At 30.5% G+C, this 21,479-nt stretch carries 13 protein-coding genes and 1 riboswitch; of the genes, 11 read left to right on the top strand and 2 right to left on the bottom strand.

The window, feature by feature from the left end:
* From ACX6CF_RS14070 to ACX6CF_RS14045, 6 genes are all read left to right on the top strand, one after another.
* A partial coding sequence (locus tag ACX6CF_RS14070) for an amidohydrolase family protein (protein ID WP_458785978.1) occupies window positions 1-432 on the top strand: 432 nt, incomplete at its 5' end.
* 87 nt (window positions 433-519) lie between these two features.
* Window positions 520-1,017, top strand: a complete 498-nt coding sequence (locus ACX6CF_RS14065) for a GNAT family N-acetyltransferase (RefSeq protein ID WP_458785977.1) — start codon at window positions 520-522, stop codon at window positions 1,015-1,017.
* A 186-nt stretch (window positions 1,018-1,203) separates the two neighbouring features.
* Complete coding sequence (locus ACX6CF_RS14060; RefSeq protein WP_458785976.1) at window positions 1,204-6,201, top strand: Ig-like domain-containing alpha-2-macroglobulin family protein; 4,998 nt, start codon at window positions 1,204-1,206, stop codon at window positions 6,199-6,201.
* Window positions 6,202-6,351: 150 nt separating this feature from the next.
* Complete coding sequence (locus tag ACX6CF_RS14055; RefSeq protein ID WP_458785975.1) at window positions 6,352-7,140, top strand: methyl-accepting chemotaxis protein; 789 nt, start codon at window positions 6,352-6,354, stop codon at window positions 7,138-7,140.
* Window positions 7,141-7,258: 118 nt separating this feature from the next.
* Window positions 7,259-11,512 carry an acyl-CoA dehydratase activase-related protein gene (locus ACX6CF_RS14050; RefSeq protein WP_458785974.1) on the top strand — a complete coding sequence of 1,418 codons (4,254 nt, stop codon included), beginning with the start codon at window positions 7,259-7,261 and terminating at the stop codon, window positions 11,510-11,512.
* A 268-nt stretch (window positions 11,513-11,780) separates the two neighbouring features.
* On the top strand, window positions 11,781-13,058 hold the full coding sequence (locus tag ACX6CF_RS14045; protein ID WP_458785973.1) for a hypothetical protein: 1,278 nt from the start codon (window positions 11,781-11,783) through the stop codon (window positions 13,056-13,058).
* A gap of 90 nt (window positions 13,059-13,148) precedes the next feature.
* Here the strand turns inward: ACX6CF_RS14045 and ACX6CF_RS14040 are convergent, their stop codons facing one another.
* Both ACX6CF_RS14040 and mnmH read right to left on the bottom strand, forming a co-directional pair.
* A complete protein-coding gene (locus ACX6CF_RS14040; protein ID WP_458785972.1) occupies window positions 13,149-14,657 on the bottom strand; it encodes a Na+/H+ antiporter NhaC family protein in 1,509 nt (502 codons plus the stop codon).
* 88 nt (window positions 14,658-14,745) lie between these two features.
* Window positions 14,746-14,918: riboswitch (Lysine riboswitch) on the bottom strand.
* 62 nt (window positions 14,919-14,980) lie between these two features.
* Complete coding sequence (gene mnmH / locus ACX6CF_RS14035) at window positions 14,981-16,048, bottom strand: tRNA 2-selenouridine(34) synthase MnmH (RefSeq protein WP_458785971.1); 1,068 nt, start codon at window positions 16,046-16,048, stop codon at window positions 14,981-14,983.
* 216 nt (window positions 16,049-16,264) lie between these two features.
* Between mnmH and ACX6CF_RS14030 the strand changes: the two genes are divergently transcribed.
* The 5 genes from ACX6CF_RS14030 to ACX6CF_RS14010 all read left to right on the top strand — a co-directional run bounded on the left by ACX6CF_RS14030 (window position 16,265) and on the right by ACX6CF_RS14010 (window position 21,371).
* Window positions 16,265-17,440 (top strand): NAD(P)-dependent malic enzyme, encoded by a 1,176-nt coding sequence (locus ACX6CF_RS14030; RefSeq protein WP_458785970.1) that lies wholly within the window; start codon window positions 16,265-16,267, stop codon window positions 17,438-17,440.
* A 245-nt stretch (window positions 17,441-17,685) separates the two neighbouring features.
* Entirely contained in the window at window positions 17,686-17,991 is a 306-nt protein-coding gene (locus ACX6CF_RS14025) for an ArsR/SmtB family transcription factor (RefSeq protein WP_458785969.1), read from the top strand.
* Between the two features lie 2 nt (window positions 17,992-17,993).
* On the top strand, window positions 17,994-18,962 hold the full coding sequence (locus ACX6CF_RS14020; RefSeq protein WP_458785968.1) for a permease: 969 nt from the start codon (window positions 17,994-17,996) through the stop codon (window positions 18,960-18,962).
* Window positions 18,963-18,999: 37 nt separating this feature from the next.
* Entirely contained in the window at window positions 19,000-19,236 is a 237-nt protein-coding gene (locus ACX6CF_RS14015) for a thioredoxin family protein (protein ID WP_458785967.1), read from the top strand.
* 515 nt (window positions 19,237-19,751) lie between these two features.
* The gene (locus tag ACX6CF_RS14010; protein ID WP_458785966.1) at window positions 19,752-21,371 is read left to right on the top strand and encodes a BCCT family transporter; all 1,620 of its coding nucleotides are present in this window, start codon (window positions 19,752-19,754) and stop codon (window positions 21,369-21,371) included.
* Window positions 21,372-21,479: the final 108 nt, after the last annotated feature.

Below are 21,479 nucleotides of genomic sequence, written 5' to 3'. Positions count from 1 at the left end.
GAATTACCTGTCGTAATTCATTCGGGAGATACTTATTCAGAAAGAGGTCTTTTGAAATATTCACAGCCAATAGAGGTGGATGAAATAGCCAATATCCATAGAGATATTAATTTTGTTATAGCTCATATGGGAGATCCCTGGGTTATGGATTGTGCAGAGGTATTATATAAGAATCCTAATGTATATGCAGATATTTCAGGTTTGATTGTTGGGGACAAAAAACAGGTGAGATTAATGATGAAACAAAAACTTTTCATGAACCATATTAAAAGAGCAATAGTATATACAAATGATTATAAAAAAATATTATATGGTTCGGATTGGCCATTGGTAGATACCCAGGCATATATTAGATTTATTAAAAAACTTATTCCAAAAAAATATTATCAAGATGTTTTTTATAATAATGCTAAGAAAGTATTTAATTTATGATATTCAACTGATTGAATATTTAAGCCTTAACCATAATATAATTAAATGTTATAATATTAATCATTAAAGATTATGAGAGGAAAACTTATGAAGATAACATTTGAAGAAGTAGACAAAACAAAAGTTGAACCATTTGAATACATTGCAAAATGGAGCAATGACCCAGAGATAAAATATTTTATTGGAGCTAACTTAAAGGAGGGTGAAATGCCTAATCGTCACCCAGAAGATTTATGTAAATCAGCTAAAGGCACCGATAAACATATTTATCTAATAAAAGATGATACAAAACCTATTGGAGACTTATCTATTATGATTGATCCACCACATCTCAAGAAAAAAGAAAAAAACACAGGGTGGATTAGTATCTGCATAGGTGAAAAAGAATATAGAGGTAAAGGTATCGCTCAGTCAGCTATGGATTTTCTAGAAAATGAGTGCAGAAGATTAGGAATGAAACGTATTGAATTAGGTGTATTTGAATATAATGAACGAGCTAGGGCTTTTTATAAAAAAATCGGCTATGAAGAATTTGCTAGAATAAAAATTTTGTTTATTATAATGGTAAGTGGAGAGAAGACATAAGGATGGAAAAATACTTATAATCAGCATATCCATTAACTAATTCAATATTTTATTATATTTTTATCAAAATATGGAACTTTTTCTAAATGTTTACGTCTAAGATATATAAGTTAAAAATAAATGACATTATTGCCATTTACTAAGCTTTAATTAACTAATTATAGTTAAGAAAGGGGAATAAATATAATGAAGAAAAAAGTAATAAGTTTAGTATTGATGGCTGTACTTTTTATAACTTTATTTAATGGTAGTATGGTATATAAAGGAATTGATGTAAACGCAGAGGAATTTAGAAATGGATATGCACTTATACCGCAAAAGTTTGATAGTACAGGAATTGATACAAAAACAACATTTTTATTAAAAGTAGAAGATAACCAAAGTTTAACACTTGATGAAATTAATAAAGGTTTGAAAATTAATGAAGAACTAGAATTTAAGGTTAAAAAAGTTGAAGAAGGTTTTATAATAACTCTTAGTAAGGAGTTAGAAAAAAACAATCTGTATACATTTAGTTTTAAAGATATAACTTGGACATTCCAAACAATGTCTAGCTTCTCATTATTGGGTGTATTACCACGTAATGAATCTGTTAATGTTCCAACTAATACAGGAATAGAGTTTTATTTTAGTCATGAGGGTGCTGATGTAAATGAATTCTTAGAGATTACTCCTAAAGTAAATGGAAAATTTGAATCTCATGGAAATGTTGTTGTTTTCGCTCCAAAAGGTGGATTGGAACCAAAAACATTATATACTGTGACCTTGAAAAAAGGATTGAAACTAAAGGAATCAGAACAAGTATTAGAAGTCGATTATGTTTTTAGTTTTGAAACAGCTGCCAAGAAAAATGATGAATATAAAGAACCAGATGGTTATTTTAATTTTAGAAATATAATAAATGAATTTGCAACATCAGAAAAGCCAATGATTCCAATGGATTATTATATTTATAATGATAAAAAAGCTGAGAAACCAATATCAGTTGATGTTTATGCTTATAAATCTATGGATGACTTTGCAGAGGCAATAAACAAGTTTAATAGAATACCTAGATGGTCATATTTTGGTTATGAAGATGAGAAAATCGAAACAAAGGGACTATCAAAAGCAATGACTTTTGAACAACCTATTGAGAAAGAAAATTATAATCAACAGTTCCTGAATCTACCTGAAAAATTACCTAGTGGTTATTATATAGTAGATTGTCACTGGGAAGATATTACTTTCCAAACATTTATACAAGTGACAGATCTAAGTTTTTACTATATGAGTTCTGGTGAAAGAGATTTCATTCTTTACGAAGGTGTAAATGCAAAAGCAAATTCTGATAATTTATCAAATGATAGTAAAAACATCATATGGTTGAATGATCTAAAGACAGGAAAGCCAGTAAAAGATGGTGTTGTTACATTATATAAAGGAAAAAAAACTTATAAAAGTAATAAAGATGGTATTGTTGAAATCAATACAAATAATGATGACAAAACAGAAAATAGTATATATAAAATAGAAGCAGGTAACAAAAGTGCAATTTTAGTAGACTTTGCTAATTATGGTGGAGACTCGGCAAGCAAGTATTATTGGAAATACTTCCAAACTGATAGAGGTTTGTATAAGCCAGATGATACAGTAGAATTTTGGGGATTTTTACAGAATAGATATGAAGATGAAAATATTGAAGATATCACTGTAGAAATATCACAAGGTGGATGGTTCTACTGGGATTACCTACCATTTTCTGATGATATGCCATATGAAACAATCACTATGAAAACTGATAATGGTTTCTATAATGGTAAAATCCAATTACCTAATCTAGATGAAGGTAGTTATCAAATATCTGTTAAAAATAAAGAGCAGATCATATCTACTAGTTACATTGAGGTAAAGAATTATGTAAAACCGGCTTATAAAATTGAGTTATCAAAAGATAAAGAAGCAATATTCCTTAATGAAAAAGTGGATTTTGACATTGACACATTATTTTTTGAAGGAACGCCTGTATCTAATTTAGATGTGAATTATAATATCAATGGATTAGATCGTGAAAATGGAACAAAGACTTCAAATAAAAAAGGAAATGTTAGTGTTTCTTATACGCCAAAATATATAGAAGGAACCCAAGGAATTCAAAATATTAGAATGAATGCATATGCACAGCTTCCTGAATCGGGTGAAATCTATGGAAATGAAGAAGTAAGAGTATTCATAAATGATATTAATGTGGATATTGATAGCAATATAGAAGGAAAAGAAGGAACTCTAGCTGTTCAAGTAAATAAATACGATTTGACTAGGCTGAATAATGATACTGCCAAAGATTATAATGATTATTTAGGTGAAGCTAAAGAAGGTCAAAAGATAACAGGAACAGTATACAAAAATGAGTGGAAGAAAAAAGAGATTGGTGAATACTATGACTTCATTAATAAAGTTGTAAGAAAGAACTATGAATATTATAAGGAAACAACTAAAATCAAAGATGTCGTGTTAGTAACAAACAAAGAAGGAAAGGCAGAAATAAAAGTTGAATTACCAGATGTAAAAGATTGTTATTATACCGCAGAATTAAACACAGTTGATTCTAAAGGTAGAAAAATGAAATTTGACCAATATTTTGGAAATTCTAGAATGTCTAATCCTCCTAGGTCAAATGAAAATATAGAAGACCACTATATGTTGAAATCAGATAAAAAGTCTTATGATGTTAACGAAGAAATGAAAATCAAGTTTGTCAATAATGATGAATTATTAGAAGAAGGTAGTTATCTATATGTGACAGCACAAAATGGGATAAAAGATTATGAAGTCATTAATTCTCCAGAGTATAATAAAATATTTGATGAAATTTCTATACCAAATGTAGAGATTAGGGGAATATATTTTAATGGAAAAACTTACGTAGAAGCAGAGAGTTTTTCCCCAAGATTAGATTTTGAAAAAAATAGAATCATATTTACTGCTGAGACAGACAAAGAAAGCTATAAACCTGGAGATTTGTGTAAAGTCTCATTGAAAGCCGTGGTCTATTCAAAAGAAGAAAATAAAAATATACCTGTAACAGATGTATATGTAAATGCTAGTCTAGTTGACGAAGCATTACTGAAATTAAATGATAATGAAATAGATACATTAGAAGAATTATACCAATGGGTTCAGGGAGGTATTGGCAGCACTTATGGTTCTCATAACAACATGAGTAATAACATGAACCATTTTGGATTAAGATTTACTATGGATACAGATAAATGTTGTGATGAAGCTGTTAGTGAATCTGCAATGATGATGAATACCAAATCTGATTCAGCTGATGTTTATGTTAGATCCGTGTTTAAAGATACTGCGTTGTTCAGGACAATAAAATTGGATGAAAACGGTGAGGGAACATTCACATTTAAATTACCTGATAATGTAACGTCATGGCGTATGACATTTGCAGGTATCTCCAAAACATTGAAAGCTGGGTCTAATAAAGAAGAACTTATAGTATCATTACCATATTTCATCAACACAAGTCTTAACAAGACTTATTTAGTAGGGGATAAACCATATATCGGGGTTAGTGTATATGGAAAAGAATTAAAAGAAGGCGAAGATATTAAATATCAAGTAACAGCAGAAGGAACGGATTATCAAGTAACAGCTACTGGAAAAGCTTTTGAAAGAGTTAATATTCCTCTATGGGAGATGGAGGATGAAGGAGCTTATGATATAGTAGTAAAAGCAATCTCTGACTCGGGTCATACTGATGGTATTAAACAGACAATAAATGTAGTAAAGACATACCACGAAATGAAAGTTGCTGATTATTATGACTTAGTCAAAGATATGAAAATCAAGACAAATAACAAAGGTATCACTAATTTAACAATGGTTGATAAAGGAAGAGGTAAATTCATACCGGATCTATATTCACTTATGTATAGTGGCGGCAAGAGAATAGACCAAAAATATTTGGCATATAAGGCAAGCGAAATATTAACTAACACATTTGGTATGAAAGATATTTTAAAAGATGAGGTTAAATTATCTGATTATCAAGTAAATGATGGTGGGTATGCAATACTTCCATATGCCAAAAGCGATATAGAAACAACTGTTAAATTATTACCTATAATAAAAGATGACATCAACAAAGAAAAAATCAAGAAATATCTATACAACGAATTAGGTAATGATAAAAGTAGAAATAAAGTAGCAGCCCTTTATGGATTAGCGGTTTTAGATGAGCCAGTATTATTGGATATTCAGAAGATAGAGGGAATATCTAACCTTAATCTAAAAGATTATCTATATCTAGCACTTACTTATAGCGAACTTGGTGATAGATATAAAGCAAATAATATATACAATAAATATATAGCTGAATATGAAGAAGAATATAAAACAGTAAAACGTATTAAATATGGGAAATCAGAAGATAAATATCTAGAGTATACAGCTCTTATGATGCTGTTAGCTTCAAATCTAGATATGGATGATAAAGATTTGTATTATGAGTATGTAACCACCACTTATTCCAAGGAGATATTGGTAAACAGTGAAAAATTAACTTATATCAGTAATGAAATGGAAAAAGTAAGTAAAGAAGAGCCAAAGGTCGTATATACTTATCAAGGTAAAAGTTATGAAAAAGTTATAAAAGACGGTTGGCCTATAAATATAGATGTACCATCTATCAATATTGATCAGTTCAGTGTTAAGAGTGTAGAGGGAGACGTAGCATTAATAGCGGTTTATGATAAAGAAGTTATTAATGGTATGAAACAAGATGATAACATAAAAATTATGAAAGAATACTATAATTATGCTACAGGCAAGAAAACTAATACATTCAATCAATCTGATATAGTGAAAGTAGTAATAGATGTAGATATTGATAAAAAGGCTATTGATAACTATTATGCAGTAACTGATTTTGCTCCATCAGGTCTAGTACCTATTGAAAGTTCTAGAAATTTTGGTCTTAATAATGACGGCAGGTATTATTATAAGGATGTTGAAGGGCAAAAAGTAACCATGTATATTAGTAAGAATTATGACTATGATGAAGAATTATACTATTATGCAAGAGTTATTACACCAGGGACTTATAAAGCAGATGGAACAATTGTTTTAGGAAACAAAGTGAAAGATAGTATTAAGATTTCAAATCCTAGCGAAATAGTAATAATTAAATAAGAATTAGTTCTAAGGCAACCACCGAAAGGTGGTTGTTTTTACGTATTGACGAATGTAATATATTGATGTATTGTTATAGTTGCAAATGATGATTAATATATATATTGAACTAAAAATCTATTATTAATTTTTAGGAAGGGAAGGGAACAAATGAAAGTAGCAATTATTGGTGCAGGAAACGGTGGGACTAAATTACTTAAGTTATTTAAGGAAATGGACAATGTAATTATTGGATTAGTGATTGATAAGAATTACGATGCACCAGGAATAGTATTAGCAAAAAAATACGGCATCAATTATACTGATGACATGAGTAATATTGACAATAGTATTGATGTTATAATAGAAGCAACTGGAATTAAAGAACTTGCTGATGCTGTGAAAGATAAATTTCCTCAAAAACAGATGGTTGATTCAAAGATGGCAGAATTGATGATGAGAATCGTTGACAAACAAGTATCAATAAGTGACCAGCTCAACAATCAATTGGATATAATTAATAATACAACTGAAGTATTGAAAAATGAAATGGATAAAGTTTCTACTACGACAAAACTTCTTAATGATGTGAGTCATAATCTAGTACATTCTTCAAATGAATCAAAACAGTACATAACCCAAACAGATCAAATAATTAATTCTGTTAATCATATAACACAACAAATCAAGATATTAGGGTTAAATGCTAATATTGAAGCTGCAAGAGCAGGTGAACATGGTAGAGGTTTCTCTGTTGTAGCTAACGAAGTACAAAAACTATCGGATAACACTAAAATGTTTGCTGATGAGATATCTGGATTATTGAAATCTCTATCTGTTGAGAATGAAAATATTAACAACCAAATAGAGAAACTAGGTAGTCTCACAGAAGAACAAGATGATATGGCATCTAATGTAAATGATGTAATAGAAAAATTAGTTACAAAAGTAGCTAGATAAGTTGAATTAAATAATTATAGCTCTCCTATTATAAGTTCCTATAAAAAAGGGAATTATCTATATGATGGTGAAACCAATTGAGTGGTAAACCAAAATGTAGAAATAGGAGAGATTTATTTTGGGAAAAAACTTACATGTTGGATTTGATATTGGTTCTACAACTATTAAAATTGTAGTATTGAATCAAAATAAAAAAATAATATTTTGTAAATATAAAAGACATTATTCTGACATAAAAGAAAGTGTTAAAGAGTTTATTGGTGAAATATACGATAAGTATAATAACAGTAATGTAACAATCAATATAAGCGGTTCCGCTGGGCTAGGCATATCAGAAAGACTTGATATACCTTTCGTTCAAGAGGTTATTTCTTGCAGTATAGCTATAGAAAATCTTGCACCTGAAACAGATGTGGCTATTGAACTTGGTGGAGAAGATGCCAAAATAATATATTTTACTAATGGAGTTGAACAGAGAATGAATGGTACTTGTGCTGGAGGTACAGGTGCTTTCATAGACCAGATGGCTTCACTATTAAAAACTGACCCACAGGGACTTAATGAATTGGCTAAAGAATACAATAATATATATCCTATTGCAGCAAGATGCGGTGTATTTGCAAAAAGTGATATACAACCATTGCTTAATGAAGGAGCAGCAAAAGAGGATATAGCTGTATCTATATTCCAGAGCATTGTAACTCAAACAATAAGTAATTTAGCATGTGGAAGACCTATAAAAGGTAATGTTGCTTTTCTAGGAGGTCCACTTTATTTTTTGTCAGAACTTAGAAAGAGATTTGAAGAAACTCTTGATCTGCAAGGAGAACAAATCATTTTTCCTTTTAATTCACATTATTTTATTGCCATAGGTGCTGCGATTAACTCTGTAAAAGATAATTCCATAACAACGAAAGAGTTATATAGCAGGTTAGGGGAATTAGATAAAAGTAATGATTATCAAGTAAAAAGATTAAGGGCATTATTTAAAGATAATGATGAGTTGAATGAATTTAGAAAAAGACATATAACAGATAGTATACCTAGAAAAGATATGTCATCATACAGTGGAAATTGCTATTTGGGTATAGATGCTGGGTCAACAACTACAAAAATAATCTTAATGGGAGATAACCATGAGATATTGTATAGTTATTATAACAGTAATGAGGGGCGACCATTAAAAATTGTTATAGATATAGTAAAAGATATTTATAATCAATTGCCAGATGGGGTCACTATAGTTAAAACTGCTGTTACAGGTTATGGAGAAGGTTTAATCAAAAGTGCGTTAAAGATAGATATAGGAGAAATTGAAACAATAGCACATTACAAAGCCGCAGAACGATTTTTACCAGGAGTTGAATTCATATTAGATATTGGTGGACAAGATATGAAATGTCTGAAAGTCAAGAATGGTGTAATAGAGAATATTATGCTCAATGAAGCATGTAGCTCAGGATGTGGTTCTTTTCTAGAAACATTCGCAAAATCTCTTAATCTAACAGTAGAAGATTTCAGTGAAAAAGCTCTTTATGCAAAAGAACCCGTTGATCTTGGGTCAAGGTGTACTGTATTCATGAATTCAAGAGTAAAACAAGCACAAAAAGAAGGGGCAACAATTGGTGATATATCAGCAGGTTTATCATATTCATTAATTAATAATGCCCTACAAAAAGTTATTAAGATAAAGAACCCAGAAGAAATGGGAAAGAAGATTATAGTTCAAGGTGGGACATTTCATAATGACGCTGTTCTTAGAAGCTTTGAATTAATTTCAGATAGACAAGTTGTAAGACCTGAAATAGCTGGTATGATGGGAGCTTACGGATGTGCATTAATAGCAAAAGAAAGGTATATTGAAGGAGAAACGACAACGCTATTAACAAAAGAAAAATTAAATAGTTTTAACAGAAAGATTCATCATCGTAGATGTGGGTTATGTGTCAATAACTGTATGCTGACAATAAATGAATTTGAGGATGGTAGAAGTTTCGTAAGTGGTAATCGTTGTGAGAGAGGAAGCGGTAAAACAAGCTTAAAAGCTGATCTTCCTAATCTATATCAATATAAATTGCAACGATTATTTAGATATAAACCAATAAGTAGGGATAAAGCAAAAGCGGTTGTAGGAATACCTAGAGTAATGAATATATATCAAAATTATCCACTATGGTTTACTTTTTTAACTGAGTTGGGATTTAGAGTTATTATATCTCCACCAAGTAACAAGAAAATATATGAAAAAGGTATGGAAACCATACCTTCTGAATCAGCGTGTTATCCTGCAAAAATTACTCATGGACATATCATGAGTCTTATCCAAAAACAAGTGGATATGATATTCTATCCTTGCATATTTTATGAGAAAAAGGAATTTGCATCAAGCGATAATAATCTAAATTGTGCACTAGTAATCTCTTACCCAGAAGTTATAAAAAACAATATGAAAATACTTGGAGAGAAGAATATTAAATTCTTGGACCCATTTTTAACTCTGGATAATAAAAATGCGTTAGCTAAGGTACTCCATGAAACTTTTAAAGAATATGGAATAGATAAAAAACAAGTAGAGAGAGCATTAAAAATCGCTTGGGATGAAAATGAAGCTTTCAAAGAAGATATTAGAAATAAAGGAGAAGAGACCTTAGAATATCTGAAGGAAACTGGTAAGAAAGGAATAGTTTTATGTGGAAGACCATATCATATAGATCCCGAAATCAATCATGGTATACCAGAGCTCATTAACAACTTAGGTATGGCTGTGTTGACAGAGGATTCTGTTGCTCATCTAGGCAAAATAAATAATCCTTTAAGAGTGGTTGATCAATGGACGTATCATTCAAGAACTTATAGAGCCGCTAGTTTTGTAACAACAACAGATTATCTGGAAATAGTTCAGCTTAATTCCTTTGGCTGTGGTCTAGATGCTGTAGCAACAGATATGGTAGCTGAAATATTGGAAAATAATAATAAACTGTACACATTAATTAAAATAGATGAAGTAAATAACCTAGGGGCAGCTAGAATAAGGCTTAGATCGTTAAAAGCAGCAATGGATGAAAGACATAACAATCAAATCAGACCTAAGCATGTAAAAGATTTTTATAAGAAGAAAATATTTACACAAGAAATGAAAAAAACTCACACGATTCTTGCACCACAGTTATCTCCAATACACTTTGAGTTACTAGAAAAAGCCATAAATAGCTGCGGTTATAATCTTAAAATACTTCCACATGTTAATGAAAAGGTGCTAAAAGAAGGTTTGAAATATGTTAACAATGATACCTGTTATCCTTCTATCATGATTGTTGGACAGATACTGTGTGCACTTAAGTATGGTAACTATGATAGGTATAATACTTCAGTGATAATATCTCAGACTGGAGGAGTTTGCAGAGCCACTAATTATATAGCTATCATCAGAAAAGCTCTACAAGACGCTGGATTTGGTGATGTTCCTGTTTTATCATTGAATGCCGTTGGTTATGAAAAAAATCCAGGATTCAAATTGAACTTGACTATGATAAATAGAATGATAATGTCTGTATTGTATGGAGACCTTTTCATGCAGCTGATATATAGAACAAGACCCTATGAAAAAATAGAAGGTTCATCAAAAAGATTACATGACAAATGGAAAATGATATGTATAGATAATATTATTAATGATAGTAGACTTAGACCTGAAATCATAAGAGGAATAGTCAACGATTTTGATAGAATACCTCTATATAATACCAATAAACCTAAAATAGGTTTAACAGGTGAAATCTTTGTGAAATTTAACCCATTCTCTAATAATCAGATAATAAAAATGATTGAGAAAGAGGGAGGAGAGGCTGTTGTACCTGATTTAATAGATTTTTTCTTATATAGTGTATATAATTCTAAGTTTAAAAGCAGGTACCTAGGTAAAAGTAAAGTCAAAGCTTTGGCATGTGATATTGCCATCAAGTATGTAGAAGCTTTTAGAAGACATCAAAGAGAAGCATTAGAAAATAGTAATAGATTCAAGAACTCCAGAACGATTGGACAGCTAGCTAGGGGAGCACAAAATATTCTTTCTCTAGGTAATCATGCAGGAGAAGGATGGTTCTTAACAGCTGAAATGATTGAATTACTTGAAAGTGGTGTGAAAAATATTATATGTATGCAGCCATTTGCTTGTTTGCCTAACCATGTTACTGGAAAAGGGATGTTACGAGCGTTAAAAGAAAAATATCCAGAAGCTAATCTGTTAACGGTAGATTACGACCCAGGGGCAAGTGAAGTGAATCAACTTAATCGTATAAAACTAATGTTTGCAGTTGCATTCAAAGACATAGAGAATACTGAAAAATACGTGGGAAAAACTAAAATATTATAATAAAACCAAGGTGCTAGTAATCTAAAATTGTTTGCTAGCACTATTTTTGTAAAAAGGCACATATAATCAATTTATTTTAAGTATTTTTAATAAAATGTTAATATTGTTAAAAATGCAGAATATAATGGACAATAATTACAATAAAGAATATAATAGTAGATAATAGATTGAGAATTACAAAAGGAGGTATTTGAGTAGGTTCAAAAATATTTATAATAATAACTGAAATAAAGTTTTTATCAAATTGTAATAGGAAAGGGAAGTTATTATGAAAAAATTAGTAGTTTTAGTTGTTTCATTGTTGGTTATGGCTAATAGCTTGACAGTAATGGGTGCAGATAGTAAATATGCATATTCCTTTGGTACAAACTATTCTAAGGATTGGTATGACTATAATATTGATACATCTCAAATAGCAAAAGATGCATCTACTGATTTCGGTATAGCTGGATATGATTCCCGTTATAATATTAAGCCGACCGTTCAATATATGAGAGGTTATAATCCAGATACAGATATGCCAAGAATGGAAAGTGAAATTTTATTTTTTGATGGACATGGTAACAGTCAATGTGTTGCTTTTAATTATAAGAAAAAAGATGGTGATTATAAAACAGGTATCTTTTATGGAGAAGATTATGATAGCTTGACATCAGGATATAAATTTGCAGGAATTAGAAGCTATAATTTTTCAAAAGTCAAATTAGTAACATTTGCAGGATGTAAAACTGCAGAAGGTACTGATAATATTACTATAAGAGCCATTGATGAAGGTGCTGAAACAGCTGTTGGTTGGGAAAAATCAGTAGGGACTAGATCTTTTTCAAGGTGGTTATCACGTTACACAAATGAATTAGCTTTGGGAAAGAGTGTAAAAGAAGCTGTTGATTATGCTAATGGTTTTACATACACTGATAATAATGTTAAAACTGTGGTAATAAAAGGTAATGAAGATTTAGTCATAATGAATAGTAAAGATAAAGCAAATTTCTCTATCAATAATGATAATTTTGGAGAAAAGAAATCAGTGAAAAATAAAGATGAAATTTTAAATATTGAAGAGTTGAAGGAAATTGATGTAAGCATAGATTTATCTTTTGATTCAGAGAAAGAAGATTACAGTAACATATCAACGTTTATAAGCGATAAAGTAAATTCGCAATTTAATATTGATGATTATAACACTTATCTAACTAAAAGAAACAATAATTCTTCTATAATTGATTTGATTTATAAAATTGGTGATTATGAAACAAATAGCTCATATACAGTATTTGTTGAAAATGAAAAAGTTGTAAAGATTATTGATAATACAATCATAGTTGATAAACAACCTATTACAAATAAAAAAACAGTTTGCGAACAGTATTCTATACAGAATAATACAGAGAACCCTATAAGTGATGAGTATCAAATAGAGGAACAAGAAAGTAAGTATTATTATGATATAAACAATAAGAAACATTATAATATAGTTTTATTGACACTTAGACACGTAGCTACAAATACATTGGTTAAGGTAGAACATTTTTATGAGGTAAAATAAATTAACATTAACAGAGTCAAACTAAAAAGGACATCTCTCATTGTATTTTCATGAGATTTGTCCTTTTTTCATAAATTATTAATACCTATTCTATTCTACGGGTTTCATGATTTTTTTTGTAATACAAATAAATATTATAAACTCAACGATTATAACAGCATAGCAGAGTAATAGATTTTTAGTAAATCCATACACGATAAACGCTATGAAGGATATAAGCCCAGCTATTAAAGCATAGGGCAATTGGGATGTAAAATGAGCATCCAGTTTTGCTTGAGCTCCTGTAGCAGAGAGTACTGTTGTATCACTTATTGGTGAGCAATGATCTCCAAGGATAGCACCACTTAATACGGCTGCCATAGCTGGTAACATCATTGAAGGGTCAGTTGCAGCTAATATCTTACCAACAATCGGTAATAATAAACCAAAAGTTCCCCAGCTGGTTCCAGTCATAAAAGCAATGAAACTTCCAATTATAAACATAATAGGTATCAATAGGTCAGGATTCATTTGTGAATTTTCAATCCAAGTAGCCAAATATTGACCAGTGTTAAGTTTATCAATAACATCAACTAATGTCCAAGCAGTAATTAATATTATTGATGCAGGAAGCATAGAACGGATACCTGCCTTAGCAGCACGGAAAAGATGCTTTCCCGCAACTTCACCAGTGGATATAGCAAATATAGTTGCTATGATTGTAGTGATTACAGAACCACGGAAGAGTGGAAGAGTAATATCTACAGTTAACATTTGACTAATGTCCCAATTGGCTTCATATAACATACCACCTAAGATTAGGATGATCAGTGATAGGATAGTGATTATTAATGCCCACTTAGAACCTTTGTTAGTAACTGCCTGAACATGAGAAATATCTTCTGCTGATTTGGAACAGCTGATATCATTTCCTTCTTCAGCTTTTTTTTCATATATTTTCATTTTACCAATGTTTATATTGAATTTTATAACTATAAATACCATTATAAGTGCTACGATAGCGTAAAACTGCATAGGAATCATTCGCCAATAAGCACCAGTTCCTGTGGTTGCAGTATAACCTACTTTTTTGAAAACACCTGTTAGTGTACCTATTATGTAAGCTCCCCATGTAGAGATAGGTAATAATATAACAACAGGAGCACTTGTTGAATCAATGATATATGAGAGTTTCGCACGACTGATACTATAACGGTCTGTAATAGGTTTTGAAATTTCCCCGATAACTAGAGCATTGAAATAATCATCAATAAATATGACAATACCTAGAATCCAAGCAACAATTTGTGCTGCTTGCTTATTTTTTATTTTGGAAACAGCAAAATCAGCAAAAGCTTTTGTTGAATTAGTAATAGTCAAAAGAGTTGTAATTATACCTAGTAACAACAAAAAACCGACTATTGGCATGTGCCAAGAAAAATCTGTTATGATTCCCCAAACTGTAGTAGCTATGTATGATATTGTATCTAATACATTAAAACCATGAGCAATGAGGGAGCCTATAATAATTCCAACAGATAGAGACATGATAACTTTTTTAGTTATAATAACTAAAACAATCATGATAATTGCGGGTACTAAACTTAAAAATAGTTCCATAATATCCTCCTAATAATTTTATTAAACAGTAAAGTTTCTCTAAATTAAAAAAGACAATAGTCTACACTATTGTCTGAAAGTATCTTATTCAAATAATAGCGCCTTCACTACTTGGTAGTGAGAGTGATAAGTCTGTTAAACTTAACTCCAACATTATCTCTTGGCAGATAATAATGCTTCGGCAGATCATCCTTTCATCATACGTTATCGCTTGCCAAACTGGTTATGATTACTAATAATCTCTGCGCCTCTATTATGCTTATTCTATTGTCAATATTGAATTATACAGGAGGACAATATATAATGTCAAGTTGAATTTATGATTATAAAGTTTTTCTAGGTATTTTACTTTCTTTGTTAAATATTTCAATCAATTCTTTAACAGCTGTATCTATATCACTAGAATCAACTTCATAATCAAAAGTACCATAATATTTTTTCCATTTTTTGTACATAGGGTCATAATAATTATCAAGTAGAAGACCCACAAAATCATGAAGATTTTCTTTTTCAATATATTCATTCATCAAGTTATAATCATGATTGGACATATATGATTTTATTGTGGTGAGCGAGTTTTTTATAAAAGATAAATTTTCTTCAAAAGTACCATTGGTTTCCATGTAATCATCTAACAATCTCTGAATTCTAATTTCCTTGTCAAGATTGACAAGTACGTGGATACCTGTTTTGATATGATTGATAGCATATGTTGGGACAACTCTTTTGCCTATTTTAGTGCTTTCTGCTTCAACAAATACAAGGGAATCATTAAAAGATACAGTTTTATCATAAACCCAAGATTCAAAGGCTTTTTGGGGAGGTTGTTCACCTAAACCTACGCCGCCAAACACTGAGCCACGATGGTTAGCTAATCCTTCAAGGTCAAGTATAGGCATGTCAGCTTTTTCTAAAGCTTTTAACAACAAAGTCTTACTACAGCCAGTGTATCCGTGTAAAACAATGTATGGAGAAGGAAGGGTTGTTCTACGGTCAAAGTCTTTTAGAATATATGTTCTATATGCTTTGTATCCGCCTTCTAACTGATAAGCGGGAAGATGCATCAAAGATATGACTGTAGCGATAGACTTGCTTCTTAGTCCGCCTCTCCAACAAAATATAACTATTTTACTATAACCTTTTGCTACTTTCTTAATTTTAGCATAGATCTCTGGTAGCTTATGAGCGGCTATTTCAAAACCTTCTTCTTTTGCGGTTATTTTATTAACATTTTTATAAGTATGTCCAAGATATTCACGTTCTTCATTATTGAAGATAGGTACATTGACAGCTCCTGGTATTGTTCCTTCTTCGAATTCCTTAGTAGTTCTAACATCTATGAAAATAACTCTATCCATATGCAGACATTTATCAATAGATATGGTTTCCATTACATTTCCTCTTTTCAAAGTATTTACTTTTTAGTATACGCAAGTTTATTTAACATTGATTAGTAAGCTGGGTTATACTATAATGAGAATAATGAGGCATAGCCTCTTTTATTCTTTAACCCATAATTGCTTTTATACTATAGTATACATTATTTGTAATATAAAATACAACAACAAATAGCAAAAATAACTTAAAACATTATCAGGAGGCGTACAATGGATATATACGAGAAATCACTTGAAATGCATGAAAAGAATAAAGGAAAGATCGAAATTGTTTCAAAAGTAAAAGTATCTAATAAGGAAGAACTGAGTCTTGCATACTCGCCTGGAGTTGCAGAACCTTGTAGAAAAATTGCTGAAGATGAAAATAATATATATAAATATACTTCTAAGGGTAATATGGTTGCAGTTATAACTGATGGTTCAGCGGTTCTTGGATTAGGTAATATTGGACCAAAAGCTGCATTACCTGTTATGGAAGGAAAGTCAATACTTTTTAAGAAATTTGGTAACGTTGATTCGTTTCCATTATGTTTGGATACACAAGAAACAGAAGAGATAATCAATATATGCAAGAATCTAGCTCCTTCACTTGGTGGGATTAATCTAGAAGATATATCTGCTCCAAGATGTGTTGAAATCGAGAGAAGATTAAAAGAAGAATTAGAGATTCCAGTGTTCCATGATGACCAACATGGTACTGCTATAATTGTAACTGCTGCATTGCTTAATGCTTGTAAATTAACAGGTAAAGACCCAAAAGAATTAAAAGTTGTTGTTAGTGGTGCAGGAGCGGCAGGTAGTTCTATCGTCCGTATGATTCATAATTATGGAGTAGGGGATATTATTTCTGTAGATATAGATGGAATAATCAATTCCAAACGTGAGAACTTGGATTTCTTGCAGAAAGAGATACTTGCAATAACTAACAAGGAAGATGTCCAAGGTAATCTAGCCGAAGCCATGAAAAATGCAGATGCATTTGTTGGTGTATCCGCTGGCAATATAGTTTCCAAAGAGATGATTAAGTCTATGAATGATAATCCTTTTGTATTTGCAATGGCAAATCCAGTGCCAGAGATTATGCCAGAAGAAGCAAAAGAAGCAGGAGCCAGAATAATAGGTACTGGTAGAAGTGATTATCCTAATCAAATAAATAACGTTTTAGCTTTTCCTGGTATCTTTAGAGGAGCTCTAGATGTAGGAGCTAAAAAAATAAATGAAGAAATGAAATTAGCGGCTGCTTATGCTATTGCTTCCGTGATTGATGAAAAAGAACTTCGTGAAGATTATATTGTACCATCACCTTTTGATGAACGTGTAGTACAAGCGGTAGCAGAAGCAGTCACACAAAAAGCCGTTGAAACTGGTGTAGTAAGGGAAAAATAAATTATTGATAATTTTATGTTTCTCGATAATGTGAAATAATATAAAAAGTGAGTTGCGTGTAATTCGTAATTCACTTTTTTGCAAAAACCAAGTCAGAACAGAACAATTTTACTGACCTACTTGCACAAATAATATTATCATTATGAAATACACTCAAATTCTATATTGACAAAATAACTAAACAAACATATAATATTAGTAAATAACTATATAAGAATATTATTATATACTTAAGGAGGTAACTAATGAAGATTGATACAATGGAAGTTAATGTGTTAAAAGCATTGGCACATCCGGTAAGGCTTGAAATAGTAAAAAAGCTATTTGATGGAGAAAGATGTGTATGTGAACTATGTGATGATAATGAGTATTCACAAGCTAATATGTCACAACATCTAAAACTTCTAAAAGATGCAGATGTAGTTACTACCAGAAAAGATGGTAACAAGGTTATATATAATATAAAGCACGATGAAGTTAAAGATATTATTACGTTAGTGAATAAATTAGTAAGGACAGAGATTAATAAATTACTTAATAGCGAGGTATAGTCATGTTTAATTGGTTAGATCATTTGGCACAATTTTTTGTAACTAAATTATTTGGATTATCTATGGAAAGTAAATGGGGAAGTAGTATACATTTCTTCATCTACGATACTATCAAGATTATTATTTTGTTAAGTATAATGATATTTTTGATTTCATATATTCGCAGTTATTTTCCACCAGAAAAAACAAAAAGAATTCTTGCTAAGTTTAATGGTATTAAAGGTAATATAATGGCTTCACTTTTAGGTATTGTCACTCCTTTTTGCTCCTGTTCATCTGTTCCTATTTTTATAGGTTTTGTAGAAGCAGGAGTGCCATTGGGACTTACATTTTCATTTCTTATTACATCACCAATTGTAAATGAAGCTGCTTTTATTATATTGCTAGGTTTATTTGGTTGGAAATTAGCCGTTATCTATGTAATTACAGGAGTAATCGTAGGAGTCCTTGGTGGACTTATTATTGGAAAAATGAAGATGGAAAAACAAGTAGAAGAGTATGTATATAACACAAAAGTAGCACAGATCGACCTGAAGAAATTAACTATAAATGAAAGAATTTCATTTGCTGCTCAAAATGTAAGAGATATAGTTAAACGAATTTGGTTATTCTTAATAATAGGTATTGGAATAGGAGCAGCAATACATGGATGGGTACCTGAAGATTTTCTTGCTCAGTATGCAGGTGATAATAATCCTTTCGCTGTACTTATTGCAGTTGTATGTGGTATCCCACTTTATTCAAATGCTATGGGTACAATTCCTATTGCTCAGGCACTTATTGGGAAAGGTGTTGGTATTGGTACAGCACTTGCATTTATGATGGCGGTAACAGCTCTATCCGCACCTGAGTTGGTTCTTCTTAGAAAGGTAATAAAACCCAAGTTAATAGTTTGGTTTGTTATTGTAACTGGTATAGGTATATTGATAACAGGCTATTTATTCAATTTCATTGGGCATTTATTGATTTGATTAATCTATAAAAATTATAAAAGTGGAGGTAATACAAATGATTATTAAAATTCTTGGAGGCGGTTGTAAAAACTGTCAAACTCTTTACAAGAATACATTAGAAGCACTAAAAACTTTAGACTTAGAAGCTGAAGTATTAAAGGTTGAAGATATTAGTGAGATAATGTCTTATGGCGTTATGAAGACACCGGCATTAATTATTGATGATGAGTTGAAGATTATGGGACGTGTTCCAAAGTCTAAAGAATTGGTAAAATTGTTAAAATCTTATTAAATTGATATTTTATGCATTAAATGTAATAAAAATGATATGCTAAAAACTCCTATAAAAGTCATCAAATGACATTTGAATAAGTAGAAAACTTGATAAAACCTCTAAATTAGTGTATAATATTAATGGTAGAAAAAATAGAAGTAAAAAATACTAGTATTTGACATGCAAGGTATATAATGTTTTAGAGCAGTATATATTCAAACATGTCAAAAAAATGATTTAATTTTATTGGACATATTCTAATGATCGTTTTTTTAAAAAAAGAAAGTACTTTTGAAAATATTAGATTAGAACTGGGGTTTGTTTTGGGTCTATTTATTAGGCAAAAAGCTATGCTACTCTATGTAGTGGCATAATGTGAATATATTTATTATATGAAACATAAGCACTCTAACTCTTATCCCTTTAAGAGTTAGGTGCTTTTTTTAACTATATAAAAGTTCATTTATATAATTACCCTGTAGCTTTTATGTGACAATGTCACTTTATATATAAATAATAGAATGGAGGATTATATGGAAGTAAAAGATTTAAGTAAACAATTATATTCGAAAAATTTCAAAAAATGGGGATTTGATATGAACTTGTTCGTATCAATAGTATCAGCCATATTAGTATTAGGATTTATTATATTTACTATTGTTAAGCCAGAATTATCAGCAAATACTTTTAGTAACATTAACAATAGTTTAAATAAAAACTTTAATTGGTTATATGTGTTAACAATTAATTTGTCATTTATATTTTTAATAGTTGTTGGAACATCAAAACTTGGAAGAATAAGATTAGGTGGATTTAATGCAAAACCAGAGTATAATACTTTTTCATGGTATGCAATGTTATTTAGTGCAGGTATCGGTATTGGTATATTCTTTTATGGTGTAGCTGAACCTATCTATCATTTAGATATTCCACAAGAACTTAATTCGGGTTCAACATTTGATAATTTTAAGATAATGTATATGCATTGGGGAGCTCATGCATGGGCACTTTATGGACTAGTAGCTGTAGGTTTGGGTTACTTTGCATATAATAAGAAATTACCTTTTTCATTTAGAAGTTTATTTTATCCATTAATTAAAGAAAAGATTTTTGGAATATGGGGAGACATAATTGATACTTTTGCGGTAATGGCAGTATTATTTGGTCTTGCAACTTCATTAGGATTAGGTGCTAAGCAAATCAATTCAGGAATGAATTATGTTTTTGGGGTACCTATTAATTCAACAGTGCAAATTATACTGATTGTAGTTATTACATTTATTGCAACACTTTCTGTAGTAAGTGGTATTGCAAAAGGTATCAAGTTATTAAGTCAAGCTAATACAATTATTAGTGGAATTCTGTTATTAGCCATATTATTAATAGGACCAACAGTGTATATTTTATCAACATACATGTCAAGTATGGGTCTCTATATAAAAGAATTCTTTAATGTAGGATTTTTTACTGCTACTTTGCCGGAAGATGTTGCATGGCAAGGTTCTTGGACTGTATTTTATTGGGCTTGGTGGATATCTTGGACACCATTCGTAGGAACATTCATAGCGCGTATTTCTAAGGGAAGAACTATAAGAGAGATAGCTATAGGAACCGTTGCATTACCAACACTTATTATCACAATTGCAATGACTATTCTAGGAGCGTCAGGTGTTTATACTAATAATTTATATGACGGAGTAATTAAAAAAGCTATAGATAATAATATTGCCACAGCAATGTTTGAAATGTTCAAATACCTTACTGATTCACCAGTAATTCAGACCATATTCTCTTTTGTAGCGATAGTAGCTATTGTTTTATTCTTCGTTACAAGTAGTGACTCTGGTTCATTGGTTGTTGATAATTTAACTAGTGGAGGTAAACAGGATTCTCCAAAAACTCAAAGAGTATTTTGGGCATTGATGGAAGGGCTTATTGCATTATCCGTTTTATTATTAGGTGGAGAAAATGCTCTTAAGACTATACAGTCAGCGGTGGTTATTACAGGATTACCATTTGCTATACTTTTAATAATAATGATGTATTCTCTTTCAAAAGAGCTTAAAAAGAGTTATAAAAAACATGAATATAATACAATTCTTAAGCTTAAGAGAAGAATGGATAAATTAGATGATGATGTTGACTATAAATAATTTTAGAAGTAATGACTTATATGATTTTTGATAAGTTACTAAGAGAAAATCTATAATCAAGATGTATTGTTAAAAAATAAATATTGTAATTGAAATTGAATAGAAACA

This window comes from Vallitalea sediminicola (genome assembly GCF_054408565.1).
The sequence above is the reverse complement of the archived record's forward strand: the minus strand, read 5'-3'. Positions and strand labels throughout refer to the sequence as shown.

What these genes read in the sequence shown, in the direction of transcription:
- ACX6CF_RS14025 (WP_458785969.1), top strand. Translation starts at nt 17,686, where the DNA reads ATGAAGATTGATACAATGGAAGTTAATGTGTTAAAAGCATTGGCACAT.
- ACX6CF_RS14015 (WP_458785967.1), top strand. Translation starts at nt 19,000, where the DNA reads ATGATTATTAAAATTCTTGGAGGCGGTTGTAAAAACTGTCAAACTCTT.
- ACX6CF_RS14045 (WP_458785973.1), top strand. Translation starts at nt 11,781, where the DNA reads ATGAAAAAATTAGTAGTTTTAGTTGTTTCATTGTTGGTTATGGCTAAT.
- mnmH (WP_458785971.1), bottom strand. Translation starts at nt 16,048, where the DNA reads ATGGAAACCATATCTATTGATAAATGTCTGCATATGGATAGAGTTATT.
- ACX6CF_RS14020 (WP_458785968.1), top strand. Translation starts at nt 17,994, where the DNA reads ATGTTTAATTGGTTAGATCATTTGGCACAATTTTTTGTAACTAAATTA.
- ACX6CF_RS14040 (WP_458785972.1), bottom strand. Translation starts at nt 14,657, where the DNA reads ATGGAACTATTTTTAAGTTTAGTACCCGCAATTATCATGATTGTTTTA.
- ACX6CF_RS14060 (WP_458785976.1), top strand. Translation starts at nt 1,204, where the DNA reads ATGAAGAAAAAAGTAATAAGTTTAGTATTGATGGCTGTACTTTTTATA.
- ACX6CF_RS14010 (WP_458785966.1), top strand. Translation starts at nt 19,752, where the DNA reads ATGGAAGTAAAAGATTTAAGTAAACAATTATATTCGAAAAATTTCAAA.
- ACX6CF_RS14065 (WP_458785977.1), top strand. Translation starts at nt 520, where the DNA reads ATGAAGATAACATTTGAAGAAGTAGACAAAACAAAAGTTGAACCATTT.
- ACX6CF_RS14030 (WP_458785970.1), top strand. Translation starts at nt 16,265, where the DNA reads ATGGATATATACGAGAAATCACTTGAAATGCATGAAAAGAATAAAGGA.
- ACX6CF_RS14055 (WP_458785975.1), top strand. Translation starts at nt 6,352, where the DNA reads ATGAAAGTAGCAATTATTGGTGCAGGAAACGGTGGGACTAAATTACTT.